The organism is Shewanella phaeophyticola, from assembly GCF_025398315.1.
Lineage (GTDB): Bacteria > Pseudomonadota > Gammaproteobacteria > Enterobacterales > Shewanellaceae > Shewanella > Shewanella phaeophyticola.
The window spans coordinates 1,834,982-1,858,292 of the sequence record NZ_JAODOQ010000001.1 but is presented as its reverse complement, the minus strand read 5'-3'; the positions used below and the strand labels follow the sequence as shown (position 1 = coordinate 1,858,292).

15 protein-coding genes and 6 pseudogenes are annotated in these 23,311 nt (G+C 41.4%); 13 read left to right on the top strand and 8 right to left on the bottom strand.

The genetic code is table 11. From position 1 onward, the window contains the following. Positions 1 to 98: 98 nt before the first annotated feature. From brxC to N4T56_RS08680, 4 genes are all read right to left on the bottom strand, one after another. On the bottom strand, positions 99 to 3,572 hold the full coding sequence (brxC, locus tag N4T56_RS08695; RefSeq protein WP_261732933.1) for a BREX system P-loop protein BrxC: 3,474 nt from the start codon (positions 3,570 to 3,572) through the stop codon (positions 99 to 101). 9 nt (positions 3,573 to 3,581) lie between these two features. Continuing rightward, on the bottom strand, positions 3,582 to 4,127 hold the full coding sequence (locus N4T56_RS08690; protein ID WP_261732932.1) for a BREX protein BrxB domain-containing protein: 546 nt from the start codon (positions 4,125 to 4,127) through the stop codon (positions 3,582 to 3,584). Between the two features lie 3 nt (positions 4,128 to 4,130). Further along, positions 4,131 to 4,892, bottom strand: coding sequence for a hypothetical protein (locus N4T56_RS08685; protein ID WP_261732931.1), 762 nt, complete (start codon positions 4,890 to 4,892; stop codon positions 4,131 to 4,133). 214 nt (positions 4,893 to 5,106) lie between these two features. Next, positions 5,107 to 5,328, bottom strand: a complete 222-nt coding sequence (locus N4T56_RS08680) for a helix-turn-helix domain-containing protein (RefSeq protein ID WP_223417387.1) — start codon at positions 5,326 to 5,328, stop codon at positions 5,107 to 5,109. Between the two features lie 48 nt (positions 5,329 to 5,376). Here N4T56_RS08680 and N4T56_RS08675 point away from each other — a divergent pair, with 48 nt between their 5' ends. The 3 genes and pseudogenes from N4T56_RS08675 (at position 5,377) to N4T56_RS08665 (ending at position 7,381) form a co-directional block, all read left to right on the top strand. Beyond that, entirely contained in the window at positions 5,377 to 5,670 is a 294-nt protein-coding gene (locus N4T56_RS08675; RefSeq protein ID WP_390904027.1) for a hypothetical protein, read from the top strand. After that, positions 5,663 to 6,879 (top strand): annotated as a pseudogene (locus N4T56_RS08670) (Arm DNA-binding domain-containing protein). Before N4T56_RS08675 ends, N4T56_RS08670 begins: the two are co-directional and overlap by 8 nt. Continuing rightward, positions 6,872 to 7,381, top strand: a complete 510-nt coding sequence (locus tag N4T56_RS08665) for a hypothetical protein (protein ID WP_261732930.1) — start codon at positions 6,872 to 6,874, stop codon at positions 7,379 to 7,381. Before N4T56_RS08670 ends, N4T56_RS08665 begins: the two are co-directional and overlap by 8 nt. Before the next feature lie 77 nt (positions 7,382 to 7,458). On the opposite strand, the pseudogene istB reads toward N4T56_RS08665, so the two are convergent. Beyond that, positions 7,459 to 8,220: pseudogene (gene istB, locus N4T56_RS08660) on the bottom strand (IS21-like element helper ATPase IstB). Next, positions 8,210 to 9,731 (bottom strand): annotated as a pseudogene (istA, locus tag N4T56_RS08655) (IS21 family transposase). The pseudogenes istB and istA overlap by 11 nt, the downstream one beginning before the upstream one ends. Before the next feature lie 88 nt (positions 9,732 to 9,819). On the opposite strand from istA, the pseudogene N4T56_RS08650 reads away from it, so the two are divergent. The 3 genes and pseudogenes from N4T56_RS08650 to N4T56_RS08640 all read left to right on the top strand — a co-directional run bounded on the left by N4T56_RS08650 (position 9,820) and on the right by N4T56_RS08640 (position 12,744). After that, positions 9,820 to 10,944 (top strand): annotated as a pseudogene (locus tag N4T56_RS08650) (IS3 family transposase). Between the two features lie 327 nt (positions 10,945 to 11,271). Next, positions 11,272 to 12,019 (top strand): annotated as a pseudogene (locus N4T56_RS08645) (PHP domain-containing protein). Positions 12,020 to 12,135: 116 nt separating this feature from the next. Then, positions 12,136 to 12,744, top strand: coding sequence for a flavin reductase family protein (locus N4T56_RS08640; protein WP_261732929.1), 609 nt, complete (start codon positions 12,136 to 12,138; stop codon positions 12,742 to 12,744). 100 nt (positions 12,745 to 12,844) lie between these two features. Here the strand turns inward: N4T56_RS08640 and N4T56_RS08635 are convergent, their stop codons facing one another. Next, on the bottom strand, positions 12,845 to 14,596 hold the full coding sequence (locus N4T56_RS08635; RefSeq protein ID WP_261732928.1) for a DUF885 domain-containing protein: 1,752 nt from the start codon (positions 14,594 to 14,596) through the stop codon (positions 12,845 to 12,847). A 439-nt stretch (positions 14,597 to 15,035) separates the two neighbouring features. Between N4T56_RS08635 and N4T56_RS08630 the strand changes: the two genes are divergently transcribed. Continuing rightward, positions 15,036 to 15,245, top strand: coding sequence for a TOBE domain-containing protein (locus N4T56_RS08630; protein WP_261732927.1), 210 nt, complete (start codon positions 15,036 to 15,038; stop codon positions 15,243 to 15,245). Between the two features lie 265 nt (positions 15,246 to 15,510). Here N4T56_RS08630 and N4T56_RS08625 read toward each other — a convergent pair. Further along, positions 15,511 to 17,307, bottom strand: a pseudogene (locus N4T56_RS08625) (acyl-CoA dehydrogenase C-terminal domain-containing protein). 569 nt (positions 17,308 to 17,876) lie between these two features. Between N4T56_RS08625 and N4T56_RS08620 the strand changes: the two are divergent. The 6 genes from N4T56_RS08620 (at position 17,877) to N4T56_RS08595 (ending at position 23,251) form a co-directional block, all read left to right on the top strand. Then, positions 17,877 to 18,338, top strand: coding sequence for a TonB-dependent receptor plug domain-containing protein (locus N4T56_RS08620; RefSeq protein WP_261732926.1), 462 nt, complete (start codon positions 17,877 to 17,879; stop codon positions 18,336 to 18,338). Next, positions 18,313 to 18,681, top strand: a complete 369-nt coding sequence (locus N4T56_RS08615; protein WP_261732925.1) for a hypothetical protein — start codon at positions 18,313 to 18,315, stop codon at positions 18,679 to 18,681. Before N4T56_RS08620 ends, N4T56_RS08615 begins: the two co-directional genes overlap by 26 nt. Before the next feature lie 34 nt (positions 18,682 to 18,715). Beyond that, positions 18,716 to 20,317: a TonB-dependent receptor domain-containing protein gene (locus tag N4T56_RS08610; RefSeq protein ID WP_261732924.1), complete on the top strand. Its 1,602-nt coding sequence runs from the start codon at positions 18,716 to 18,718 to the stop codon at positions 20,315 to 20,317. A gap of 125 nt (positions 20,318 to 20,442) precedes the next feature. Further along, entirely contained in the window at positions 20,443 to 21,105 is a 663-nt protein-coding gene (locus N4T56_RS08605; protein ID WP_261732923.1) for a nitroreductase, read from the top strand. A gap of 55 nt (positions 21,106 to 21,160) precedes the next feature. Continuing rightward, complete coding sequence (locus N4T56_RS08600) at positions 21,161 to 22,102, top strand: alpha/beta fold hydrolase (protein WP_261732922.1); 942 nt, start codon at positions 21,161 to 21,163, stop codon at positions 22,100 to 22,102. A gap of 18 nt (positions 22,103 to 22,120) precedes the next feature. Continuing rightward, positions 22,121 to 23,251 (top strand): DUF2855 family protein, encoded by a 1,131-nt coding sequence (locus N4T56_RS08595; RefSeq protein WP_261732921.1) that lies wholly within the window; start codon positions 22,121 to 22,123, stop codon positions 23,249 to 23,251. Positions 23,252 to 23,311 lie beyond the last annotated feature (60 nt).

Sequence of the window (23,311 nt, the reverse complement as noted above, 5' to 3'; positions counted from 1 at the left end):
AAATTCTTTAGCCATGTATGTGATAAACCCTTGCTTGTGTGATGAACACATAGCGCAAGGGTGAGCGGCTGAATACGATATAGTAAGTAAATGCACCATTAAGATGGCACAACTGGTCCTTTGGCGAGCTCTGCTCGTAGCTCTTGCTCGACTTTATCCAGCCAGTTTTGTAGCTGAGTTTCGTCTTCAATTAACGGCTTATTGAGTTTGTAATACCTTACTTTTGGGGTTAACTCGCTGATGGCATCTTTAAGGACTTGATTAAATATTCCCGTTAACGCTGCTGTTTTATCGCGCCATTGATCAAAATTGATCTCATCGAGCGAATCGAACACGCCTGCGGCATCACTCACATTGACTTCGGGTAATTTATCGAGATGACGTTTTTTCAAGAATTCATTGCGTTTGGTTTCGTCGAGCTTTTGCCAGTGTTCATCTTCTTCAAGCTCGAGCATGCAAGCTTTATGCTCTTGCTGGTAATCGCTTAACCGACTCGTTAGCGTGTCGCGTAAGCCATTAACCGCTTGCTTGAGTAAGGTATCTACTGGATTTGGATCGTCTAATAAACTGCGATTAGCGATAATCGCTTGGCGCTCTTTATCTAAAGCAGTAAAAATGTCTAAATCTTTTGCATACTTAAGTGCAAGTTCAAAATCACTCCAACGCGCTTGGCGAGCTTTAACTTTATCTGCTAAAGCCTGCCAATCTGCAAAGTCGCTGAGTAATTGATCTTTATTATCGAACACCTGTTGTAACTGGTCGTTACCAGAATACATCTCTAAATCAGTGAGCAATTTAGTACTAGGCGCCATAGGTAGTGGTGCTTCACCACCCGTACGGCGAGCAAGGTTACGAGCATTAATAATTGCTTGCGGTAGATTGGTTGCTTCTTCACCGGCATTGCATGTTTGCTCATGCAAAGTACTAATCACGCCACGCACCTTGATTAACTGTACTTTTGATAAAGTGACATTTTCAGGGCGGAATTTTGTTTGCGATATAGAGGAACGGTCTAATTTTTTAGCGTCTACCGCTCTTTCTTGGCTATCTGCTGCACGTAAGACATTGGCTGCTACCATAGCAAGTAGTGCACCATCGATAGTGTCTTTACTCCAACCAAAAGGCGCTTGGCGGAAGTTGTCGACAATATCTTTACCTGGCCTCATTGAACCAATAAAACGTTTTATTTCGGCGCACACTGGGTGCTTATCAGCATCATCATTATGGCCAATAGCTTCGAGTGCATTGGCATCAGCATGCTTACTGGCACGCTCAAACACTTTAGCCCAGCCTTTATCATCAGCCATTTTAAATTTATGATATAAGCGCTGACAGGCTATTTCACCGGCATTTTGAATTTGATCTTTTAGGGTTTCACCTTCAACCTCTTGGCCACCTGCTAAGCGAACTTGAATTTGCGAGAAGATATCTTTTAGCAATGCATTTTTAGTTCGCTCGGCATCCCGCAAACGAGTTTCCATGGCATTTTTGGCTTCTTTACCTGCGTCGGTAGTGGCACCACCACGAATTTCTAAGGTGCTCTCAGCCGCTTTAAGCGAGACGATTGCCGCTTGTAATTCACTGCGATGTGATGTCGGCACATGAATAAAGATGGTTGCCTCATCAGGATCACTCCCCCGAGATATGTCATTAAACTGTTTCTCTGTTACTTCTGGTGCCCAAGCGCAGATTTTTGTATCGGCATCTTTCGGTAGTTCACTTTCAAATATGGCCGTAATTACCCTAGGTTCCATCATAGAGCCTTGGGTAATGCGTGCATGAGATATTTGCTGGCGTATATAAAATTGAATTGCTTTAGAACGATCAGACTCCAACATTTGTGGATTGCCGATTGCATCTGATTCCTGACGGCGAAATTCATCGTACCAAGCCTGGCTTTCAACCGTTTGTAAGCGGTACTCTTGCCCTACAGTGGTTTCCATCGACATGATCAAATGCTCATCCTCAAGCACTTGCAACATTTTGGGTACGATTGGGCGCAGTTTGTGTTTATCTTGCTGCAAATCTTCTAATAATAAATCCGCTAAGCTGTCTACCGTTGAATGAATGCCATACTCGACATCACTCGGAAGTTTACTAATGAGTAAAATAAGTGCTAATAAGCGACCTTGTAATTGCTCATCTTCATTACCCGCTTTTTTACGGCTGATGGTTTCGTAAATGTCTTTTGATATCACACCGGTTTGTAGCAGATTAGTCGCAATTTGGTCGTATATAAAATCGGCGGGGATCACATAGCCTAACTCTTTTTCCGCGGTATTTTTAACAGCCTCATGCACCACACGTAATTGATTACGTAGTTGAGAGCCTGTACCGGTTTTATCTAGTGCGGGAAGAATTCGCTCCCAAAAGCGACGACGGACAGGTAATAGTGGATAGTCTTTTACCATCCATTTTTCATCATCTTTATTGTGTTCTATGGTACTACCACGCAAATGGCGTGATATTTCACCTAGGTTATTATCAATAACCGCTTGCACTTGTGCTTCTGCCGAGCTTTTCTTTTGCAGAATCACTTTACGGATCACAGAATCCACGTCGGTGTCTTCAAGTTGCACCGGCACCTGGAAACGGCCTAATAAACGTTGCAAGTTAGACATACCCGATAAGGCACTTTGGCCTGTGGCGATAAACAGTAATTTAGATTTTAATGCGCTTGCACCACTACAGGTTTCTACCACTTCTTGAACATCAAACGCCCGCTGGGCATCATCACTGATGTACTGCTGTACTTCATCAAGCACGACAAGGGTTAACGGTAGTTCACCATCAACAGATATCGCATCGACTAAAGCTGATACCATTTCATCGTTGGTGACATCTTTTACAATAATGTATTGAGAACGAAGCATCTCACGCACTTCTTTGGCGTCTGATGCAAAACCTGGGATCGCGTCTAATATGGCGGTATGCAGTATTGGAGATACATGAAGGTTTTTAAGCTCTTTGTCCCAGCTATCGACACCGTCTTTAGCTGTAGCATTTGTTTTTACGTATTGTTGTACTTGAGCTAATACGCCTTCTGCTTTTAACCACATAACAAAACGTGCGAGATGATACTGCTCGGGCAAACCGACAGATTTAAAGATAATGCCAAGAAATGCCATACGCACTTGGTCACGTACACCGGCACCGAGTGTGCCTGATGCGGCATGTAAACCACCATGATTAATGGCTAGTGATGATAGCTCATCAAAATGAGCAGCAATATGAGGAGGTAGTTCCACAACACTGCGTGCATTGCTTCCATCATTTAGTGTTTGGTTAGTCCATAAAGTACGAAGCATTTTTGCTAAGTGAGACTTACCAGAACCAAAGAATCCACTGATCCACACACCAGGTTGTTCACTATTGGTTTTAACCGCACTTAAGTAGTGACTTAAAATGCTGTCCATACCTTTAGCGTAAGCCCCATCGCACACAAAGGTTCTTAATTCGTATTCGAGTGTTTCAAGCGCGGCTTTTGAGTGATCGTCCTTGACTTGTGCAACACCATTGTTAGCTAAACGACTATTGATTGGATCGTTTATAAAAATTTCACGGTTTAACATCCTTGATCCCTATGAATTAGCTGAAATTGCGGTGGCGTGATATCCCCAACCGTCCTTTGCATCTAGTAATTGAAAATTATTGTTATGTACTTCGCCTGGAAAAAATATCACCAAGCGTCCCTTTACATGTTCAGCCACGGCTTCAACAAGCCCTGATACTGAAGCAAAACCAAATAATGTACCGCAACCTAACATTGCGATGACTTCATTTTCATCTTGGTCATCGACAAACTGTTTTTTAAGACTCTCAACAAGTTCATCAGCAAAGTCACCATAAAGCCCTGTAAGGTATTCAGGGTCTTCAAAATAGGTTTCTTTGTAATCTTGTTCAGACATCCATGTTTCAAAGCTGTTGGTTAAGTCCAATAGCGTCCAAGGGTGACTATACTGGGTTGTGGCCTGTTCAAACTCGCCTATTCGGGCTCTTAGTTTTAGCTCATCTTCTTTGTGATAAACCAAAAAAATGGTTCGTTCATCCGCAGACACAGTTGATGGCCATGGAAGGCTAATATGACTTTCATAGCTGTTTAACAGTTTTGATAATCTATCTGACATTACCTACACCTTAGGTATTTCAATATTTGGAAACGTCACTTCAACTACTTCGCTAGCTTGCTTGAAGTTAATCAGTCCTCGAAGTGAGGCACTATGCGCTAATTCAAAAAGCCTGGATTTATCTTGGTTTAACAGTTTGCACCAAAAGCTATCAAACATTCTCTGGCCAGATAGACCATTACAATGCGCGAGAAATAATGCATAGGCAACATGGATATAGGTAACTTTTGGTATTGCGCGGTATTTTTTGGCTTTACCGGTCAAATAACCTGCTTGGATCCAAGTACCATTAATATTCTGAGCGAATGATTTTAATGAAGCTGGGCTAAAGCGATCGGGATCGTCTTTGGCCAAATGAGCTTCTACTGTTTCACGGGAAATATGTTCACCTGGCTCAAGATTTAAGATCAGTTCAGCTGAGCCTCTTAATATAGGGTCTCGAGCAACAGCAAGCTGTAATGCTAATATGGCGCGTGAATCGTCAGATAGTTCCCACCACTTTCGCAAAACCTTAAACAGTGGAATATCTAACGAGATGCCATAGAGATCAACCAAGTGACGATAAGTCAGCTTACGTGATTTTTCAGTTGGCTTATGCAGAATATTAAACTCAACGATGTCTTTTTCGTAATCTTCACGAGTGGCGGTTTCTGGGCATGAGAACAGTAACAATGACAACTCTTCAATCATCATACTGCGTGCTGAGTGGACACCGTTCTTACCGAATTTAAAGCCTATTTGAATCAGTGTTTCAGATGGTTCCATATCTGATTGTAAACCTATGTTTAGTCGATTAAAAATTGCTCGACAAGATGCGTAATATGGTCAATATGATAACTTACATACCCAACAATTTCAGTAAAAACTCATGTCAATTCATTACTCAATGAACAAAAGGTAATCAAACAAATTTCTTAATGTATTTTAGAAAAAATTATTCTCAGTATTTGAAACGCAATTTTAAAACAAGGCTCAGAAATTAAGGCTTTACATGCTCAATGATGTCTTCAACTTTACAGTCAAAGTAAATACACAAAGCATCAAGTGTGCGTGTTGTTGTTGAATAATTGGTATTAGAAGACATTTTAGAGATAGCTGCCTTGTTCACACCTGCAGCAGTAGCAACTTCATCAAGTGTGATTTTTCGTTTTTCTATTGATGATTTTTTAGCTATTAATTCTTTTAGGTTATATTTAATCATGTTTTTATATCTAAATATTATCAAAAGTATCCTTGAAAGAAACTTTAAATGTGGTTAAATTGGTTTAAAGTTTCTTATGAGGATACAAAAATGAGTTTACAGCCAAAAACACTGCTTACTGCTAAAGAGCTTTCACCACTCATAAAATTCAATCCAGATTACATCAACAGTAAATTGAAGGACAAGGTTTTTTTTGAAGGAGTTCATTACATTAGGCCGTTTGGATCACGAAAAATTTTTTATGTGTGGGAACAGATAGAAAAAGAACTGTATCAACATACCAGATACCAAACTCAAAAGGTCATTATTCCTATGGCTAAGGGAGGTATTTGTCATGGCTAGTATCAGATCCCGTAACCAAAAACTTTTTTTGATTTTTACTATCAGGGTATTCGATGTCGTGAACAGACGTCTTTAAATGATACCAAGCTTAACCGTAGTCGGTTAGAGGGTGTGTTACGTAATATAGAAGCTCAAATCCGATTGGATCGCTTTGTTTACTCAGACATCTTTCCTGATAGTAAACGTTGTGAGGATTTTAAAAAATATGATGACCAAATCAAGTTAGTCAAGGAAAGTGAACCAGAACCGACAGAGCATTTACTGTTTAATATTCCCACTTTTAGTCAATTCGCTAGCGAATGGCTTGCTGAAAACCGAGTTCATTGGAAGATTAGCCATAATAAAAATGTGACTATGATTTTTGAAAAATATTTAATCCCTGAGTTTGGTTCATTTAACCTAGACCAAATAACACGGCCACAAATTATCAAATACCGCGCGAGTATTATTCAACCTAAGCGAAAGCATTCGAATAAGCTCAGTAATGACTGGATCAATCATGTGATGACACCTTTGCGTGGCATTTTAAATGAAGCAGCAATGCGCTTTGACTTCCCTACTCCGTTTATCAATATCAAACCGTTAAAGATTGATAAGACGGCTATTGAACCGTTTTCACTGGCAGAAGTTCAATTTTTCTTGTCTAGAGTACGTGATGACTTTAAAGACTATTACATTGTGAGATTTTTTACCGCAATGAGAACGGCTGAAATCGATGGACTTAAATGGCAATTTGTTAATTTGGACCGAAACGAAATTTTGATCCAGGAAACGCTGGTTGACGGAAATGTTGAAACACCTAAAACATCGGCGTCTTATCGCAGTATTCAATTGTCTCAACCTGTTGTGGATGCACTTAAAAGACAGCGGAAAGTCACTGGCAATAAGGATTATGTATTTTCTAATGCCAATGGCAACCCTCTTGATCATCGCAACGTAACAAAACGTGTTTGGTATCCTGCATTGAATGAAATGCGCTTAAAAAAACGGCGCCCATACCAAACTAGGCATACATGCGCGACCTTATGGTTAGCCGCAGGAGAAAACCCAGAATGGATTGCAAAACAAATGGGGCATAGCACGACCAAAATGTTATTTGAAGTCTATAGCCGCTATGTACCCAACGCCACAAGACAAGATGGAAGTGCGTTTGATCGTCTTATTGAACAAGTTAATTTTAATACCATGTTGGAGAATGTTGATGAATAAACCAATATTTGTGTGGGTTAAAAATATTAAGTTTGGTGCACATCTACCTACTGCAAACTGTGAATTTATTTCATCCAATAACGTGGTTAACGCAATCATGACAGCAGAAACCGCCAGAAACTGTCAGTTTACTCATGGTCTGGCACAAATGGTAATAGCACACGACTATCAAGGTAATACTGTGGTTTGTGCTATCAAACCTGTGCACATTCAATGCACTGAAGGGCAATTTATCAAGGTGGTGAATTTTTCTCACAATAAGAATGAAGGGCTGGTTGGTCGATTTTTGAAACTGCTCAGTTTTGTGTCGGTTAAGGAGCTACTGCCTTTCGTCGTTTTTATCCTAAATAATGAAGAAGTACTTAAGCTATTCATGCGCTCTGAAGCCAGTTTTAAGCATCATCATTGCTATCTTGGTGGCCTATTTGAGCATAGTATTGAGGTAGCTGAAATGACTTATCAAAATGCTAAACATCTAGGTCATTCAGACATAGAGTGTTAATTTGCAGGTAAAACTGATCCACGATTTGCATCTAAAAGTGATCCACCCAATTGGTGTTATATGACCATAATTATGGTCTATTTTCTAGCCTTTTTCTCCTTTGATTTTTTAGTTGATTCTTTGAATCGGTAGCTGTCATTGCCGCTTTCAATTATATGGCAATGGTGAGTCAATCTGTCTAGCAAGGCCATAGTGAGTTTTGCATCCCCAAATACCTTCGACCATTCAGTGAAGTTGAGGTTGGTGGTGATAAGTACGCTTGTACTTTCGTAGAGTTTACTGAGTAAATGAAACAGCAGAGTGCCGCCCGCTTGACTAAACGGCACATAACCTTACTCATCGAGTATCACCAAGTCGCACTTGGCTAGGCGATTGGCCATTCTGCCAACATGACCTGCTTGTTTCTCAAGCTCTAAGGTATTCACTAACTCGATAGTGGATAAGAACCGTACTCGGTATTGATGATGTTGAATGGCTTGCACCCCGGAAGCCGTTGCTAAGTGTGTTTTACCTGTGCCAGAGCCGCCGACGAACACCGCATTCTGGCAATCTTCAATGAACTCACAACGATGTAAGCCTCTAATCAGGTATTCATCGACTTCACTTTCATTGAAGTCGAAGCCGTAAAGGTCTCTGTAAACAGGAAACTTCGCGATTTTCATTTGATAGGCAATACTGCGCACTTCTCTGTCTGCTACCTCGGCTTTTATTAGGGTGTCGAGTATTGGTAAAGCTTGTTTGTAAGCAGGTGAGTCTTGCGAGGTCAACTCGGTAATACTGCTCGCCATGCCATGTAGCTTCAACGTTTTAAGGGTGTGTAATTGAGCTTCAGTGTGCATGGCGTTTACCTCGTAATGTGTCGTAGCGTGATGCATCACTGGTTGGTTCAGTGATTAATTGCAGGCTGCTACCAATCGGGATGGGCGCAGGCTGTGGTGGAGTAATTACGCGGCTTAAACAGTTCATCACATGTTGTTTAGATGGGCAGCCTGCGTCTAAGGCCATTTCAACCGCTTTCACAATATCGGCTTCGTCGTGATGCAATATCAACGATAACACCTCGACCATTTCCTTATCCCCGCGCGCTCGTTGCAGCAAAATGGATTGCAGGTGCTTAAAGCTATCGGGCATAGTATTAAATGGCGCACCATTGCGAAGTGCCCCCGGTTTACGTTGCGCGACCAGCAAATAGTGTTGCCAGTCGTAAATGACTTTGCCGGGTACATCGTGATTCACCATGAACGAGCGGGGATGCTCCGCTATCTGCTGCCCTTCAGCGATGAAGCTCAGCCGACTTGGGTACACGCGCAGGCTAATTCTCCGGTTAGCGAAGCTTGCGGGCACAGAGTAACGATTGCGGTCGAAGCTGACTAAGCAGGTAGAGGATACTTTTTTACTATGCTCTATGAAGCCATCAAACGGTGCGGTTACTTTCATCAATTGGCGTTGTTCTTGATACCACACATCTTCAATGGTTCTATCCGTAAACTGAGGATGCTTACGTGATTGCCAGTCGGCAATGCATTGCGCCTCTAGCCAATCGTTGAGCTCAGTTAGCGTGCTCAGTTAGCGTGCTCACGCGCGGTAAACGTTGCCAGATAATTGATCGCGCATCACGCACATTCTTTTCAACTTGGCCTTTTTCCCAACCTGCGGCTGGATTACAGAAGTCAGCTTCAAACAGATAATGGCTAACCATGGTTAGGAAGCGGCGGTTAACAATACGCTCCTTGCCTCTTTGCACCTTATCAACCGCTGTTTTCATATTGTCGTAAATCCCGCGCTCTGGCACACCGTTAAACACCCGAAACGCGTGATTATGAGCATCAAACAGCATTTCATGGCTTTGCGTGGGGTAGGCTCGCAGAATATATGCTCGGCTATGACTGAGCTTAAAGTGAGCGACTTGCAGCTTGGTTTTACGACCATCGATGAAGGCATAGTTCTCGCCCCAATCAAATTGAAAGGCTTCACCAGCAGCAAACTCAAGTGGCACGTAAACTTGGTTGGATGCAGTTAATCTCTGCTCTTCACGCCATTTACGTACAAACGCAGCAACCCTGTCATATGAGCCTGAATAGCCCATGGGTAACAAGTCTTCATACAGATTTTTAACGGTTTTACGCTCTTTGCGTCGTTGCCTTGCTTCTCGCTTCAGCCAACTAATGAGCACTTCTTCGAACGCTTTTACCTTACTCTGCAAGTCACGTTGAGGATAAGCAGGCTCTGCAATGTCGCTTTTAAGATAACGACGTACAGTATTGCGAGACAATCCAGTGCGACGAGTGATTTCTCGCTGGGATAACCCATCACGAAAATACCATCGACGTATAACACTTAATAATGACACATCAATCACTCCACATTCTCCTGCTTAAGGGGGGCAGGAGGTATTAAATATGTGGATCAGTTTTCAATGCAAATTAGGGGGAAAGTGGATCAGTTTTGGGTGCAAATTAACAACACGTTTCACTGAAAGCCAAATAATTAATATCCTCAAAGAAGGCGAGTGGGTGTCCTTACGGTGCCTGAGTAATGCCGCAAACATAATGTCGGTCAAAGCACCTATTACAAATGGAAGTCAAAATACGGTGGCATGCAAGCCTCAGATTTAACTCGTATGCGTGAATTAGAAGCCGAAAATGCCAAACTTAAAAAGATGTTTGCAGACGTCAGCCTACAAAACATGGCGCTCAAAGACATTGTTGAAAAAAGCTATAAAGCCAGCAGAACGAAAGGTGTTAGCGCACTATGCCATTAATGAATTTGGCCTGGGTGTTGTGTTGGCTTGTGATGCGCTAAGTATCAGTCGTTGCACCTTTTATTATCAACTCAAGCGTATCGATGATAAGGAAATCATTGATGCGGTATCAGACATTGCTGAAAAACGTCGAGCCTATGGATTTCGTAAGATATTTAAACGGCTACGACTCCTAGGACATAAATGGAATCACAAGCGTGTGTATCGCGTTTATTGTGGTTTGAAGCTTAACTTACGACGTAAAGGCAAAAAACGCTTACCTTCACGTGAGCCTGAGCCTCTTGCGGTACCTGCAAAGGCTAATGAATGCTGGTCAATGGATTTTATGAGCGATAACTTGTTTTCAGGAAAGTCGTTCAGGACTTTTAATGTAATCGATGATTACCATCGTGAAGCTTTAGCAATAGAGGTTGACTCAAGCTTGCCTGCACAACGGGTTATACGCGTACTGGATAGAATCGCAGCCTATCGCGGTTACCCGAAGCGTTTAAGGCAAGATAATCGTCCAGAGTTTATCTCACATGCACTTAAGGAATGAGGCCGAACAACACGGCATCAAGTTAGATTTTATTAAACCTAGCAAGCCGACTCAAATGCATTTATTGAACGATTTAACCGTACTTATCGAAATGAAGTATTAGACTGTTATCTGTTTAATAGCTTGACTGAAGTTAGGGAAATCACAGATAGTTGGCTTGAAGAATATAATTATGATCGACCACATGAATCATTAAACGATCTACCGCCCAAGTTGTATGAGCGGTTAAGTAAAGAAAACTCTCTTAAAATATTATCTACATAAGGGATGGTTACATGTTTTTGAGCGCTTAAATCAAGCAGCCCTATTCCCCTTCGGTAATATCTCACTCCTGGCCTAAAGAGTCTTGGTGCCGCCATGCCTAGGTTAACTCTTTTGTGCAATGTGTTGGATTTCTATCTAATCAAATGGCTCCTGAAAAACACCTTGAAAGATCAACAGACGCTAATGAAGATCGTCATATTTTAATAACGAGAATTTTAAATGTATAACTCTTCCATATATAGAACATATTTTAATAGAGGGTTACAGTCAGCACTGTAACATAGTAGACTAATTTATATTCTATTTGCTCACTAAGTGAGATTATTCATGGCTTTCCTTGTAGATATTCACGCTCATACCATCGCCTCCACTCACGCTTACAGTACTGTTCATAATTACTTTTCGGTAGCCAAAAGCAAAGGAATAAAATTGTTTGCTATTACCGATCACGTAGCCTGACATGGCAGATGCGCCCCACTTTTGGCATTTTGTGAATATGCGTGTATTACCAAGAATAGTTGATGGAATTGGGCTACTTAGAGGCATTGAAGCCAATATTAAAAATGAGCATGGCGAGATTGATTATTTTGGCAGTTATCTAAAAGAGCTCGACATTGTGTTGGCAGGCTTTCACGAACCTGTTTTTGCTCCGTCGACCAAAGAGGCGCATACCAAAGCGCTAATCAACTGTATCGAAAGTGGCCACGTGGATGTTATTACCCATCCTGGCAACCCCAAATACCCTATCGACATACACAAAGTGGCACAGGCGGCAGCAAAACATAATGTTGCGCTCGAAATTAATAACTCGTCATTTTTAACATCACGCAATGGCAGTCTACCTAATTGCACAGACATCGCCAGAGCGGTAAAAAATGCAGGCGGATTATTGGTGATGGGCTCTGACTCTCATGTGGCATTTAGCCTAGGTGATTTTGAAAAATCATTAGAAGTCATTTCCACCGTTGATTTTCCTATTGAGCGATTATTAAATCGCAGTCCTGCGGCATTATTAAATTTTTTAGCCTCTCGAGGCCATACCACGCTAGAGGAGTATAATGTACTGATCGATTAACAATTGAATCGATCCATTCAATATCCTGTAACGTAATGACTGCTTTATCACAATTTAACGCTGTTTTAGCTGTTGAGACTACATCAGTTTGATTAGGTCATTACGAAGGATCCCAAATGCATTTTACTCAAGACCGTATTGACGCGCTCGATACTCGCACGCGTGCACATTTTATTAATTCGTTGTCGGGATTTAAGAGCGCCAATCTTATCGGTACGCAAGATGATCAGCGCCAGACCAACTTGTCGATTGTGAGTTCGGTGTTCCACTTGGGTGCTAACCCACCACTGGTGGGCATGATAATACGACCTCACAGTGTGGCACGGCACACGTTTGAAAATATTCTACAAACAGGTTTTTACACCATCAACCAAGTTAATCAATTTATTTTTTCACAAGCGCACCAAACATCGGCTCGTTATGACAGAGATGAATCAGAATTTGATGTCACTGGGTTAACTGTTGAATACCTAATGGATTTTCACGCACCTTTTGTCAAACAAAGCCGTCTTAAATATTCCGTTAAACTGGTTGAACAACAACATTTAGCCGTGAATGGAACCGAATTGGTAATAGGTGAAATCGTTGATGTGTATGTAGATGAAGGCGCCGTTAAAGCCGATGGATTTATCGATTTACACGCCATTGATACTGTCGCGATATCTGGGCTTGATAGCTATCATACAACGAATAAATTAGCGCGCTTACCTTACGCAAAAAAATGACCTTGTTTTTTATAGTCGTAAACAAATAAAACATCCCATTCAAATTAGATTTCAATGGGATGTGTTTATTATATATAATTAAGGTCCTAACAATAATCGCTTAGTTTGTCTTTTCCGCTGGCGTAATAAAGCGAGCTTTAACCGCTTCTGCCATTAAGTTTGGTGGAATTAAGCCTTGTTCTAATACAAAGTTATTAAAGGCTAAACGGTCAAATTTAGAGCCGAGGGCTAATTCAACATCTGCTCTTATCTCAAGTAATCGCGATAGACCGTAAAAGTAACTGCCAGCTTGACCTGGCATACGCATGGTATAACGGTCGACTTCTTGCTTAACAGCCGCTTTTGAAAACACCACATCTTCACTTAATAAATGATAAGCCTGCTCTTTTGTGGTTAGCCCTAAGTTTAACATGGGGTCTAACATCGCTCGTGCATTGCGTAATAATCGATGCTGTAAGGCAATCAACTGCCCTTCAATGGGTAAATATGGCAGCATTTCAGCTTCAGCGTAAAGTGCCCAGCCCTCAACATTTACACTGTTAAACGCATAATACACACGGGCTAACGACACACCTTGCTCAAGCATTACCGCAAATTGTAATTCATGACCTGGTCGCCCCTCATGAGCACTTAAGGTATAGGCTACGGCATCAAAATTAAAGTCATCATAGGCGGCGTCACCCGTTAAGGCTGGGTTACCCGTAGTGAGAATAAACTGTCCTTGTTCGCCAGTATTGCCTATGAACGGGGGTGGTTGCATATGTGGTGCTGGGCTGCCAGCGGCCTCAGCTTCTGTCGCTAGGCGCATAATCATATTACGCTTAGGTAAATCCACAACTTGTTGTGCTGTAATAATTGTTTCTAATTTGCTGTTAATTCGGCGGTAATGATCTTCAATTTTATCATTTGCCAATGAATTCTGTTTGAGTAGTTTAATAACATCACGGTAGTCAGTTGATGGCATATCAAACTTTTTCGCCACCAAAGGTGCTAAAGCCTGCATATTGGCTTTAGTGATCATGTAACTTGCTTTAGCGCGCTCAATCAACAAATTAGGTTCAATATCGATACCAACATTTTTGAGTTTTAACGCATAAATGTCGGCGGGTAAACGATAATTGCTACGCGTGTGTGGCATCACCGTTTTTTGTGCCCATTGACGAAAATCGCTGATTTGTTGGCTTAACAGTGCTAAATCGCCTTCTGCTTTAGAGAGCTTATGCTCGGCAAATAATTGCTGTAAACCTTCAAGTAATTTATCGGTTCTGCCCAGTGCTTGTTCAACTTCTTCTTTGGTGGGGCCAAGCAGTTTGTCATTGGTTAGCGCAGCTTCAAACAAGGTTTGCGCTTGTTTCGTTAACGCTGGTTGACCGGTTTTACCGACATAACAGGCTAAACGTGTTATTGCCGCCTGTTTACGTGTTTCTGGCATTTGGCCATCTAATAATGCTGACACGCCTCGAAAGATAATCAAGGGGACATCAACCCAAGGCAGCATGTATTTGTCGTCTAATGCTGAGGTAGCAATTGTTTGATCAATATCATCAATAATAATATTCAGATCTTGACGAACAGGCAGTAATGTTTCGGTTTTTAATGCATCCAGCAAAGTCTTTTTACTGGTTTTAAGAGTCGTTAAATACTTATCTTGTTGTACCTGACTAATGTTGCTGCATTGTTTATCTGCTGCAACAATGCCTATCGAGCTGGCCATTTCTGGTTGAAACTCAGCAGTGAGTTCGATTTGTTTATTAGTGTACTGATTACTCACATCAACCCAAGAATCGGCAACGGCCGTCATTGGAAGTAATACAAGTAACGGAGTGATTGAACGGAGCAATTTGCCAGACATTGTCCAAGTCCCTTTTTGATAAATAAAGACTCACTATACCCGAATTAGTCTAAAAGTAAGCTGTGCAACTCAGTTATGGGCATAAGAAAAGTAACGAATTGGTTACAATATATGTTGTTAGCAATACATCAAGCTTTCGTGGCGACAACATCAGAGAGCACAATAGAAACGAAGCCACAATTGATTTAGTACACTCAAGTTTAACCAAACTTAACCCTAATCGGTGAGGGTTTATCTATATGCTTACTGCGTTACCGTGGTTAACGCTGAGATTTTATCGCGATGCCAATCACTTCACCTATCGGATTTAAAGATAAAAAATGTGACCTATGCTGTTTTTCAACAATCTAAATAGACATTGCAATCATAAATAAGACTACAATCATATGCAGTATTGGAAATACTGGTTATTCATTAATAAACTTTAGACGGAGAACACATGAAAATAAGTGCTAGAAACCAGCTGAAAGGAACGGTTAAATCAATCGAAACGGGTGCGGTTAATTCTGAAGTGACAATTGAATTATCTGGTGGTGAGCATATTGCTTCGATTATCACTAACCAAGCTGTAAAATCACTGGATTTGAAAGTCGGTTCATCGACATACGCGATTGTTAAAGCGTCAAACGTTATGCTAGCTGTCGATTAATTGTTATGTTGAGACGGCCTGCTCTATCAAGGTTAGTTTGTCTCAGTTATGCAATATAATCTCTATGAGTCCTTTGTTTTGCTCTTGTAATGAGCCAATAGACAACAGGGCTTTTTTTATTAGCTTTAAATCATAAAAAGCTTTACGCCCATATTGATGCATCATCATTTGATGAAAAACTTAGCCCAAAAAAATCGCAACGCTCTACGTTACGATTTTAATGAGTCAACAGCGATTTCGCCATCTCCTATTAGTTAATCATCGTTTAAAAAACAAAGTGTTCACTGTCTAGTGCCATCATTGAATCTACGCCATTTTGAATACAGGCTGCATGACCTTTTGCTCTGGGTAACATACGTTGTATATAGAATTGCGCGGTTTTGATTTTAGCTTCATAGAAAGCACTTTCAGTAGTGCCCGCTTCAAGTTTGTCTTGTGCCACTTTGGCCATTTTGGCTCAAAAGAATGCCAGAGTGACATAACCTGCATACATTAAGTAATCTACCGATGCACCGCCGATTTCATCTGGGTTTTTCATGGCTTTACCGCCAATGAGCACGGTTATGTCATGCCACTCTTTTGCATAGGCCATGATGGGTTTAATAAATTCAGCCATGGCTGGGTTATCCATATTTTGCTGACAAAATACAGTGACATCTTTCGAAAATGGCTTTAATACTTCACCTTGTGTGCCAATAATTTTACGGGCTAACAAATCAAGTGCTTGAATACCGGTTGTACCTTCATATAAGCAACTGATTTTTGTGTCACGCATCAGCTGTTCCATGCCCCACTCTTTAATAAAGCCATGGCCACCGAACACTTGCACGCCGTGACTAGTACATTCAAAGCCAAGCTCAGATAGAAACGCCTTAGCTATCGGGGTCAATAATGCCAGTTTAGTTTCGGCATCCGCTCTAATGGCTTCATCTTTTTCTGCATGGCCAATATCAACCAGTTGCGCTAGGTAAGATACTAACGCGCGACCGCCTTCAGCAATCGATTTTTGCGTTAACAGCATTCTGCGAACATCTGGATGGACAATAATCGGATCGGCTGGGCCATTTGGGTTCTTTATGCCACTGATTGAGCGCATTTGTAAGCGATCCTTAGCGTATGCCAGCGCACCTTGGAATGAAGCTTCTGCTGCGGCAACACCTTCGTTAGCGACACCAATACGGGCGGCATTCATAAAGGTAAACATGCATTTTAAACCGCGATTAGGCTCACCAATCAGGTGACCTGTTGCACCATCAAAATTGATCACACACGTCGCATTACCATTAATCCCCATTTTGTGTTCAATAGAACCACAATTCACGCCATTTCGATTTGAAATTGTGCCGTCTTCATTCACGTTAAATTTAGGCACGATAAATAATGAGATGCCTTTATTACCCTCTGGAGAGCCAGGAATACGGGCAATAACAATATGCACAATGTTGTCTGATAAATCGTGCTCGCCTGCTGAAATAAAGATTTTAGTACCGCTTAATGAATAAGTGCCATCAGCTTGTAATTCAGCTTTGGTGCGCAGCATGCCTAAGTCAGTACCACAATGCGGCTCTGTTAAACACATCGTGCCGGTCCATTTTCCGTCAACAAGGTTTGGCATAAATTGCTGTTTTTGGGCTTCGGTACCATGCGCTTCAATGGTCGCTAATGCACCGTGACTAAGGCTCGGGTACATGGCAAAACTGTGGTTAGCACTTGAAAACAATTCTGCAATGCTGATATTCAATGAGTGAGGTAAACCCTGGCCACCAAATTCTTCAGATTGGGATAATGTCGGCCAACCGCCTTCAACATACTGGTCATAGGCTTGTTTAAACCCATCTGGTGTAGTCACAACGCCGTCGTTCCATGTGCATCCTTGTTGATCACCAATTTGATTTAATGGTGCAACCACTTCTTCTGTGAGTTTTGCAGCTTCAACAATAATGGCATCAACCATATCTAGGCTTGCATCGTCATAATCTAAACGTTGGTAATGTTGCTCACAGTTGAGCAATTCTTGCATCACAAATTTCACATCACGAACGGGGGCTTTGTATTCAGGCATTGTTGCTCTCCAGGTATTTATCAGTCCAATTGCATATAAAAAAGTTGACCGAATCTAATCAACTATAAAAGGGTTAACTCTGATGCTAAGTGAACTGCAAGTATTATCCAAATGCATATTAATTATATGTACACATTCGCTGTATTTATAGTTGAGCGATAACAAGGACTCCAGATACTTAGCTAAATATGTGTTTCTAACAGCCAAAAAACTAATAACAATGCTTCTTTTGAACAAAATTTGAGTAAAAACACTAGTTTAGTAACACGCTATTCTTTAAATGAATAGTAGCTTATTAAAATAATTGATTTGTTTAATGTTGCGACTCGTCCTAGCATGAAATTGCGGTCAATTGTTCACTATAAGTGGTAATTTCGTATTTTCAGGAAAATTTCGTTAAGAAAACTAATTCTTGAAGATTCCCCTTGTTGTTATTGAATAAAGCTGTTTTACAAAGATCGATATTTATAAATCACAAACAAGAACGCTTAAGCGTCGTATATATCTTTGGTAATTCAACGTATTAGTTAGCTTGTTTAATAACGATTAGTCTTTATCTGGGGAAATAAATGAATAATAAATCACAGATTTTCAAATACTCTATTCTTTCACTTGCGGTTTTTGGGGTACTTAGCTCTTCGGCAATTGCTGCTGAAGAAGAAGTAAAGCAAGAAGAAGGTATGGAGCGCATTATGGTTACCGCCTCTAAACGTGCAAAAGGATTACAAGAATCTCCTGTTGCCGTTACCGTGGTAAGCAGCAAAGCCATTGAGCAGGCTAAGGTCATGGACATCGATGATCTTCAAACCTTAGTACCTACTTTACGTGTTACCCCACTTCAACGTTCAACCAATACCAATTTTGCCATCCGAGGTTTTGGCAATGGGACTAACAATACCGGGATTGAGCCCTCAGTTGGGGTATTTATTGACGGTGTATATCGCTCTCGCGCCGCGGCTCAAATTGGTGATTTACCAAGGCTGCAGCAAATTGAAGTGTTAAGTGGTGCCACAAAGTACCCTATTTGGTAAAAATGCATCAGCAGGTGTTATTAGTGTGACAACGCGTGAACCTTCTTATTATGAACACGGGAAAATTGAAGCCGGTATTGGTAATTTTAATCAAAAAGTGATGAAAGGTTATTACACTAATGGCATCAACGATAACTTAGCCTTTAGTGTGTCTGGTGGGTTTAACACTCGAGATGGTTACACTGAGTCGGTATCAGGCTTAGACGATGTTAACGATCGTGATCGCTGGAATGTACGCGGTCAGGCACTGTTTGAGCCTACTGATGATGTCAAACTGCGCCTCATTGCCGATTACAGCGAAATAGAAGAAGCTTGCTGTACGGTCGAAAACTCTATTACATGACCTAACTACTGCAGCTGTTCGCGCTTTAGGGGGCATGGATCTCGACGAAACCAGTTCATTTGCCTATCAATCTACACTTAACTCTGACCCAATCAACAATGTTAAAGATGGCGGCGTGTCACTTCAATTAGATATTGATTTTGAGGGATATGCATTTACCTCAATTAGTGCGATACGTAATAACGAATCGGACTTTATGAATGATGTTGACTACACCACCTTAGACATTTTGACAGAAGGCGGTTACACCGACATTGACACCATGACCCAAGAATTTCGCTTAGCCTCAACAGGCGAACGCACATTTGAATGGATGTTTGGTGCTTATATTTTTCATGAAGAAGTCTCCACGGGTGACACCTTATATTACGGCAATGACATTCGTAATTATTTTGATGTGCTAATGGCTGCTGGTGGTGCACCTGGATTACTCGAAGGTGTTGAGGGTGTATATGGTATTGCCCCTGGTACGTTCTTTTCAAATACGTCATCAGTTAGCTCTGATTTTGAACAAGAAAATGATGCTTACTCATTATTTGCCAGTTTCGATTACCACATTAACGATCAATTTACCGCTATCTTTGGGGTGAGTTATACCAATGACCAAAAAGAGCTTAAGATTTCTCAAAATAATACCGATGTGTTTTCATCGCTAGATCTTGAAAACGAGTTGACTCTTTTTGGCGTACCGATTGGCAGTATTCCTACATTAGCACCCGCAGTCCCCACGCTAGAAAGCTTACAGTTTTTACCGCCAATGTTAGGCCTACCTAACAGTGTTGAAGATAACAAAACCGATGACAGTAAAACCACCTGGTCACTGCGTTTAGCTTATGAAATTAACGATAATATCAATGTGTTTGCTACTGCTGCCACGGGCTTTAAGGCCTCATCTTGGAACTTGTCCCGTTATTCAAGTCCATTTGCCACAGATCAAGATGCATTGGTCTCTGCTGGTATTGAAGAGCCCAATCAAGTGTATGGTGGTAGATACGCCTCACCAGAGGAAGCTAAGGTGTATGAAATTGGCATCAAAACTCAATTTGAAAACGGCTCATTCAACGCAACGCTCTTTGATCAAACCATTGAAGGGTTTCAATCTTCTATCTTTATCGGCACTGGCTATGTGTTAGCCAATGCAGGTAAGCAAAGTACTCAAGGGTTTGAGTTCGATTCAAACTACAACATCACCGACGACTGGTCAGTGACCTTAGCAGGTACCTTCCTCGATCCAGTTTACGACTCATTTGAAGGCGCATCGGGTTTAGATGACCCAGTTGATCTGTCTGGTGAGCAACCTGCAGGTATTCACGAAGTGAGTATATCTGCAGGGATGGTGTACAACTTTGAAGTGTTTAACGGCGCTAATGGTTATGTACGCGCAGACTATTTATATGAAAGCGACGTTAAAGTAGCAGAAAACACACCAGAGTCATTAACGCGTGAAGTGAATACCGTAAACGCCAGTACAGGGCTTGCCTTTGATAATGGCGTGAGTGTTCAACTTTGGGTGCGTAACTTAACCAATGATGAGTACCTACTATCGGCTTTCCCACCTCCAATTCAAGCTGGGAGTTTTAATGGCTATCCTAATCAGCCACGGACTTTTGGTGCAAACGTGTCGTACCAATTTTAATTAACCATTGCTTATAACGTCAGCAAACTATTGGCTGGCGTTATAAGTGTTAATAACTGCAAAAACGCATTTATACCTAACATCAGGTATAGCTTGATGATTTAATAACAATAAGAGTCGCCATTATGTCTATAGAATCTATCTTAAAAAATCGCTATTCCGTTCGTGCCTTTCAACCTAAGCCTGTACCTGAAAATGTGCTCAAACAAATCTTTTCTAGTGCGCAACTATCGCCATCAAACTGTAATGTACAACCTTGGCAAACTTGCGTGGTATCGGGGGCAACTAAAGACACATTAAAAGCCAAATTTATCGAAACCTTAATGAGCGGCGCCACACCTAACCCCGATTTTAATTGGTTACCACAATATCAAGGGGTGCACCGTGACCGTCAATTTGGCTCAGCTAATGCACTTTATAGCTCGGTAGGTATCGCGCGCGAAGACAAAAAAGCCCGTCAAATGGCCATGGTGCGTAATTGGCAGTTTTTTGATGCGCCTCATGCAGTATTTTTCACTATGGACAAGTACCTGGACATTATGGGTGCCGTCGATTTAGGCATTTATGCGCAAACCTTATCATTAGTGATGGCAGAACACGGCGTGGCAAATTGTATGCAAGGTGCATTAGGTCAATTTCCCGAGCCGGTTCGTGAAATCTTAGGTCTACCCGATGAGCGTGGCATTTTATTTGGTATGTCTTTTGGCTATGCCGATGATAACGCCGCAGTTAACCGTACCCGTACTCAACGTGAAACCTTAGAGACTGCAGTAACATTTTTTAACTAAACAACAGCAATTTGAGCTGACTTAACGCTAATTGGTTTTAACATTGAGATTGCATATGACACTCACACATAACCATATATTAATCGATGATATCAATATTCATTATGTTGAGTCAGTGCCTCAGACCGTTCAACCATCGATAGAAACGATTGTTTTCTTACATGGATTCCCAGAGTTTTGGGGAACATGGAATAAACAACTCGCGTTTTTTGCCAAACAATATCGGGTTATTGCACCAGACTTACCGGGGTACAATCTCAGCGAAAAACCTCACAATATTGACTTTTATGACCTGCCTAATCTGATTCATATTATAAGTAAATTCATTACTGCATTAAGTCCAGACCATCCAGTTACGTTAGTGGCGCATGATTGGGGCGGCGCCATCGCATGGCCATTAGCAGCGTTTAAACCACATCTTTTACAGCAATTGATCATACTAAATGCCGCTCATCCCAGTACTTTTACTCGCGAAATGATCAACAACCCTCGTCAACGGAGTAAAAGTAATTATATTCATGAACTTATAGGCTGTGATGGTGAACGATTATTAACTCAACATAATTACCGTTATCTCACAGATAATATTTTTCAGTGTCAAACGAATACATTTTTTACCCCTGAGATCATCGATACATATCGCCATGTTTGGCAACAACCGGGCGCGATTAATGGCATGCTGCAATATTATCGTGCAATGCCACAACTGGCGGAAAAAGAAACCGCTCATAAGCAAAGTGATCATCACTCAACCAGTGCAACTCAAGTTAAGCCCACGAGTGAAATCAAAATCCCCAATATTCGACTAAACATACCTACGCTGGTGCTTTGGGGCGAGCAAGATTTGGCATTTGTTAATGAAAACCTCGATGGATTACTCGATTACGTTGCACATTGCACTATCAAACGATTTCCCAATACCAGTCACTGGATCCAACACGAACGCCCTGATGAAGTGAATCAGGCAATCAATGAATTTATAAGCCCATCAAAATAATAACCATAAAGGTGTTTTATGACAGAGATTGAACAAGATCAAATCCGAGCATGCGTATTTGAAGTCGAAAAACAAAATTTAAGCACAACTCGGATCATCGACTTATCGGTATCAGCCCCGTTAGCCCATAACGAAGTGCTTTTGCGGATAGACACGTTTGCACTCACGGCAAATAACATTAGCTATGGTATTACCGGTGATGCACTGGGTTACTGGCACTTTTTTCCATCAAGCAAACCACAACATTGGGGACGTTTACCCGTCATGGGCTATGCAGAAGTTATCGCATCAAAACATGACCAAGTATTAATCGGAGAAAGAGTATGGGGCTTTATGCCTATGGCAACGCATTTCATCGTTTTAGCTGGCCAAGTTAATCAGGGAGGCTTTAGCGATATCAGCCCATGCAGAGAAGGTTTGTCACCGGTATACAGTAAGTTTGACCGTGTAAGTGCCAATCCATTTTATCAACCACAAAACGAAGATTACGACATTTTACTTAGAGGATTGTTTACCACCTCATGGTTAGTTGATGATTTTATGTGCGATAACCAGTATTTTGATGCCGAACAATATCTCATCACCAGTGCATCAAGTAAAACCAGTATTGCCCTCGCCTTTAACATTAAGCAACGGGGTGAACGCCCCGCGATAGGCATAACTTCAGAGGCCAACATTGCATTTGTAGAAAGTCTCAATTGCTATGACAAAGTCATTAGTTATCAACGCATCCAAGACCTGGCCAATAATGTCAGCTCAATACTGGTGGATATGGCAGGTGGCAAAACCACTTTAGCTACAATACATCATCATTTTGTAGATAAGCTTAAATACTCCTGTCGTATCGGCGCGACACAACATCATGACATTGAGCTCAACCAAACCGCTCAAAGCACTCAACTTCCAGGCGCAACCCCTACCTTCTTTTTTGCACCTACACAGTTGAAAAAGCGCACTCTAGATTGGGGCGCTGGCGAAACCATGAAGCAAATGAGTCTGGCTTTATTGCAATATATCGCCTTTTGTAAAAGCGTAATTTCAATTAAACACACCCATCAACTTGATAATCTAAATGATGTTTATCAAAGCGTACTGGCTGGCAGCGCAGAGGCGTCTATCGGTCAGATAATCTTACCTAACAAGTCATGAATCACGTGTATGAACAGATGTTTCTTTAACTAAACAAGGTTTACTCGAGGTTATTATGGA

Excerpts from the sequence above, each read along its gene's own strand:
- brxC (WP_261732933.1), bottom strand. The coding sequence starts at position 3,572 with ATGTTAAACCGTGAAATTTTTATAAACGATCCAATCAATAGTCGTTTA.
- N4T56_RS08690 (WP_261732932.1), bottom strand. The coding sequence starts at position 4,127 with ATGTCAGATAGATTATCAAAACTGTTAAACAGCTATGAAAGTCATATT.
- N4T56_RS08685 (WP_261732931.1), bottom strand. The coding sequence starts at position 4,892 with ATGGAACCATCTGAAACACTGATTCAAATAGGCTTTAAATTCGGTAAG.
- N4T56_RS08680 (WP_223417387.1), bottom strand. The coding sequence starts at position 5,328 with ATGATTAAATATAACCTAAAAGAATTAATAGCTAAAAAATCATCAATA.
- N4T56_RS08675 (WP_390904027.1), top strand. The coding sequence starts at position 5,377 with ATGTGGTTAAATTGGTTTAAAGTTTCTTATGAGGATACAAAAATGAGT.
- N4T56_RS08665 (WP_261732930.1), top strand. The coding sequence starts at position 6,872 with ATGAATAAACCAATATTTGTGTGGGTTAAAAATATTAAGTTTGGTGCA.
- N4T56_RS08640 (WP_261732929.1), top strand. The coding sequence starts at position 12,136 with ATGCATTTTACTCAAGACCGTATTGACGCGCTCGATACTCGCACGCGT.
- N4T56_RS08635 (WP_261732928.1), bottom strand. The coding sequence starts at position 14,596 with ATGTCTGGCAAATTGCTCCGTTCAATCACTCCGTTACTTGTATTACTT.
- N4T56_RS08630 (WP_261732927.1), top strand. The coding sequence starts at position 15,036 with ATGAAAATAAGTGCTAGAAACCAGCTGAAAGGAACGGTTAAATCAATC.
- N4T56_RS08620 (WP_261732926.1), top strand. The coding sequence starts at position 17,877 with ATGAATAATAAATCACAGATTTTCAAATACTCTATTCTTTCACTTGCG.
- N4T56_RS08610 (WP_261732924.1), top strand. The coding sequence starts at position 18,716 with ATGGATCTCGACGAAACCAGTTCATTTGCCTATCAATCTACACTTAAC.
- N4T56_RS08605 (WP_261732923.1), top strand. The coding sequence starts at position 20,443 with ATGTCTATAGAATCTATCTTAAAAAATCGCTATTCCGTTCGTGCCTTT.
- N4T56_RS08600 (WP_261732922.1), top strand. The coding sequence starts at position 21,161 with ATGACACTCACACATAACCATATATTAATCGATGATATCAATATTCAT.
- N4T56_RS08595 (WP_261732921.1), top strand. The coding sequence starts at position 22,121 with ATGACAGAGATTGAACAAGATCAAATCCGAGCATGCGTATTTGAAGTC.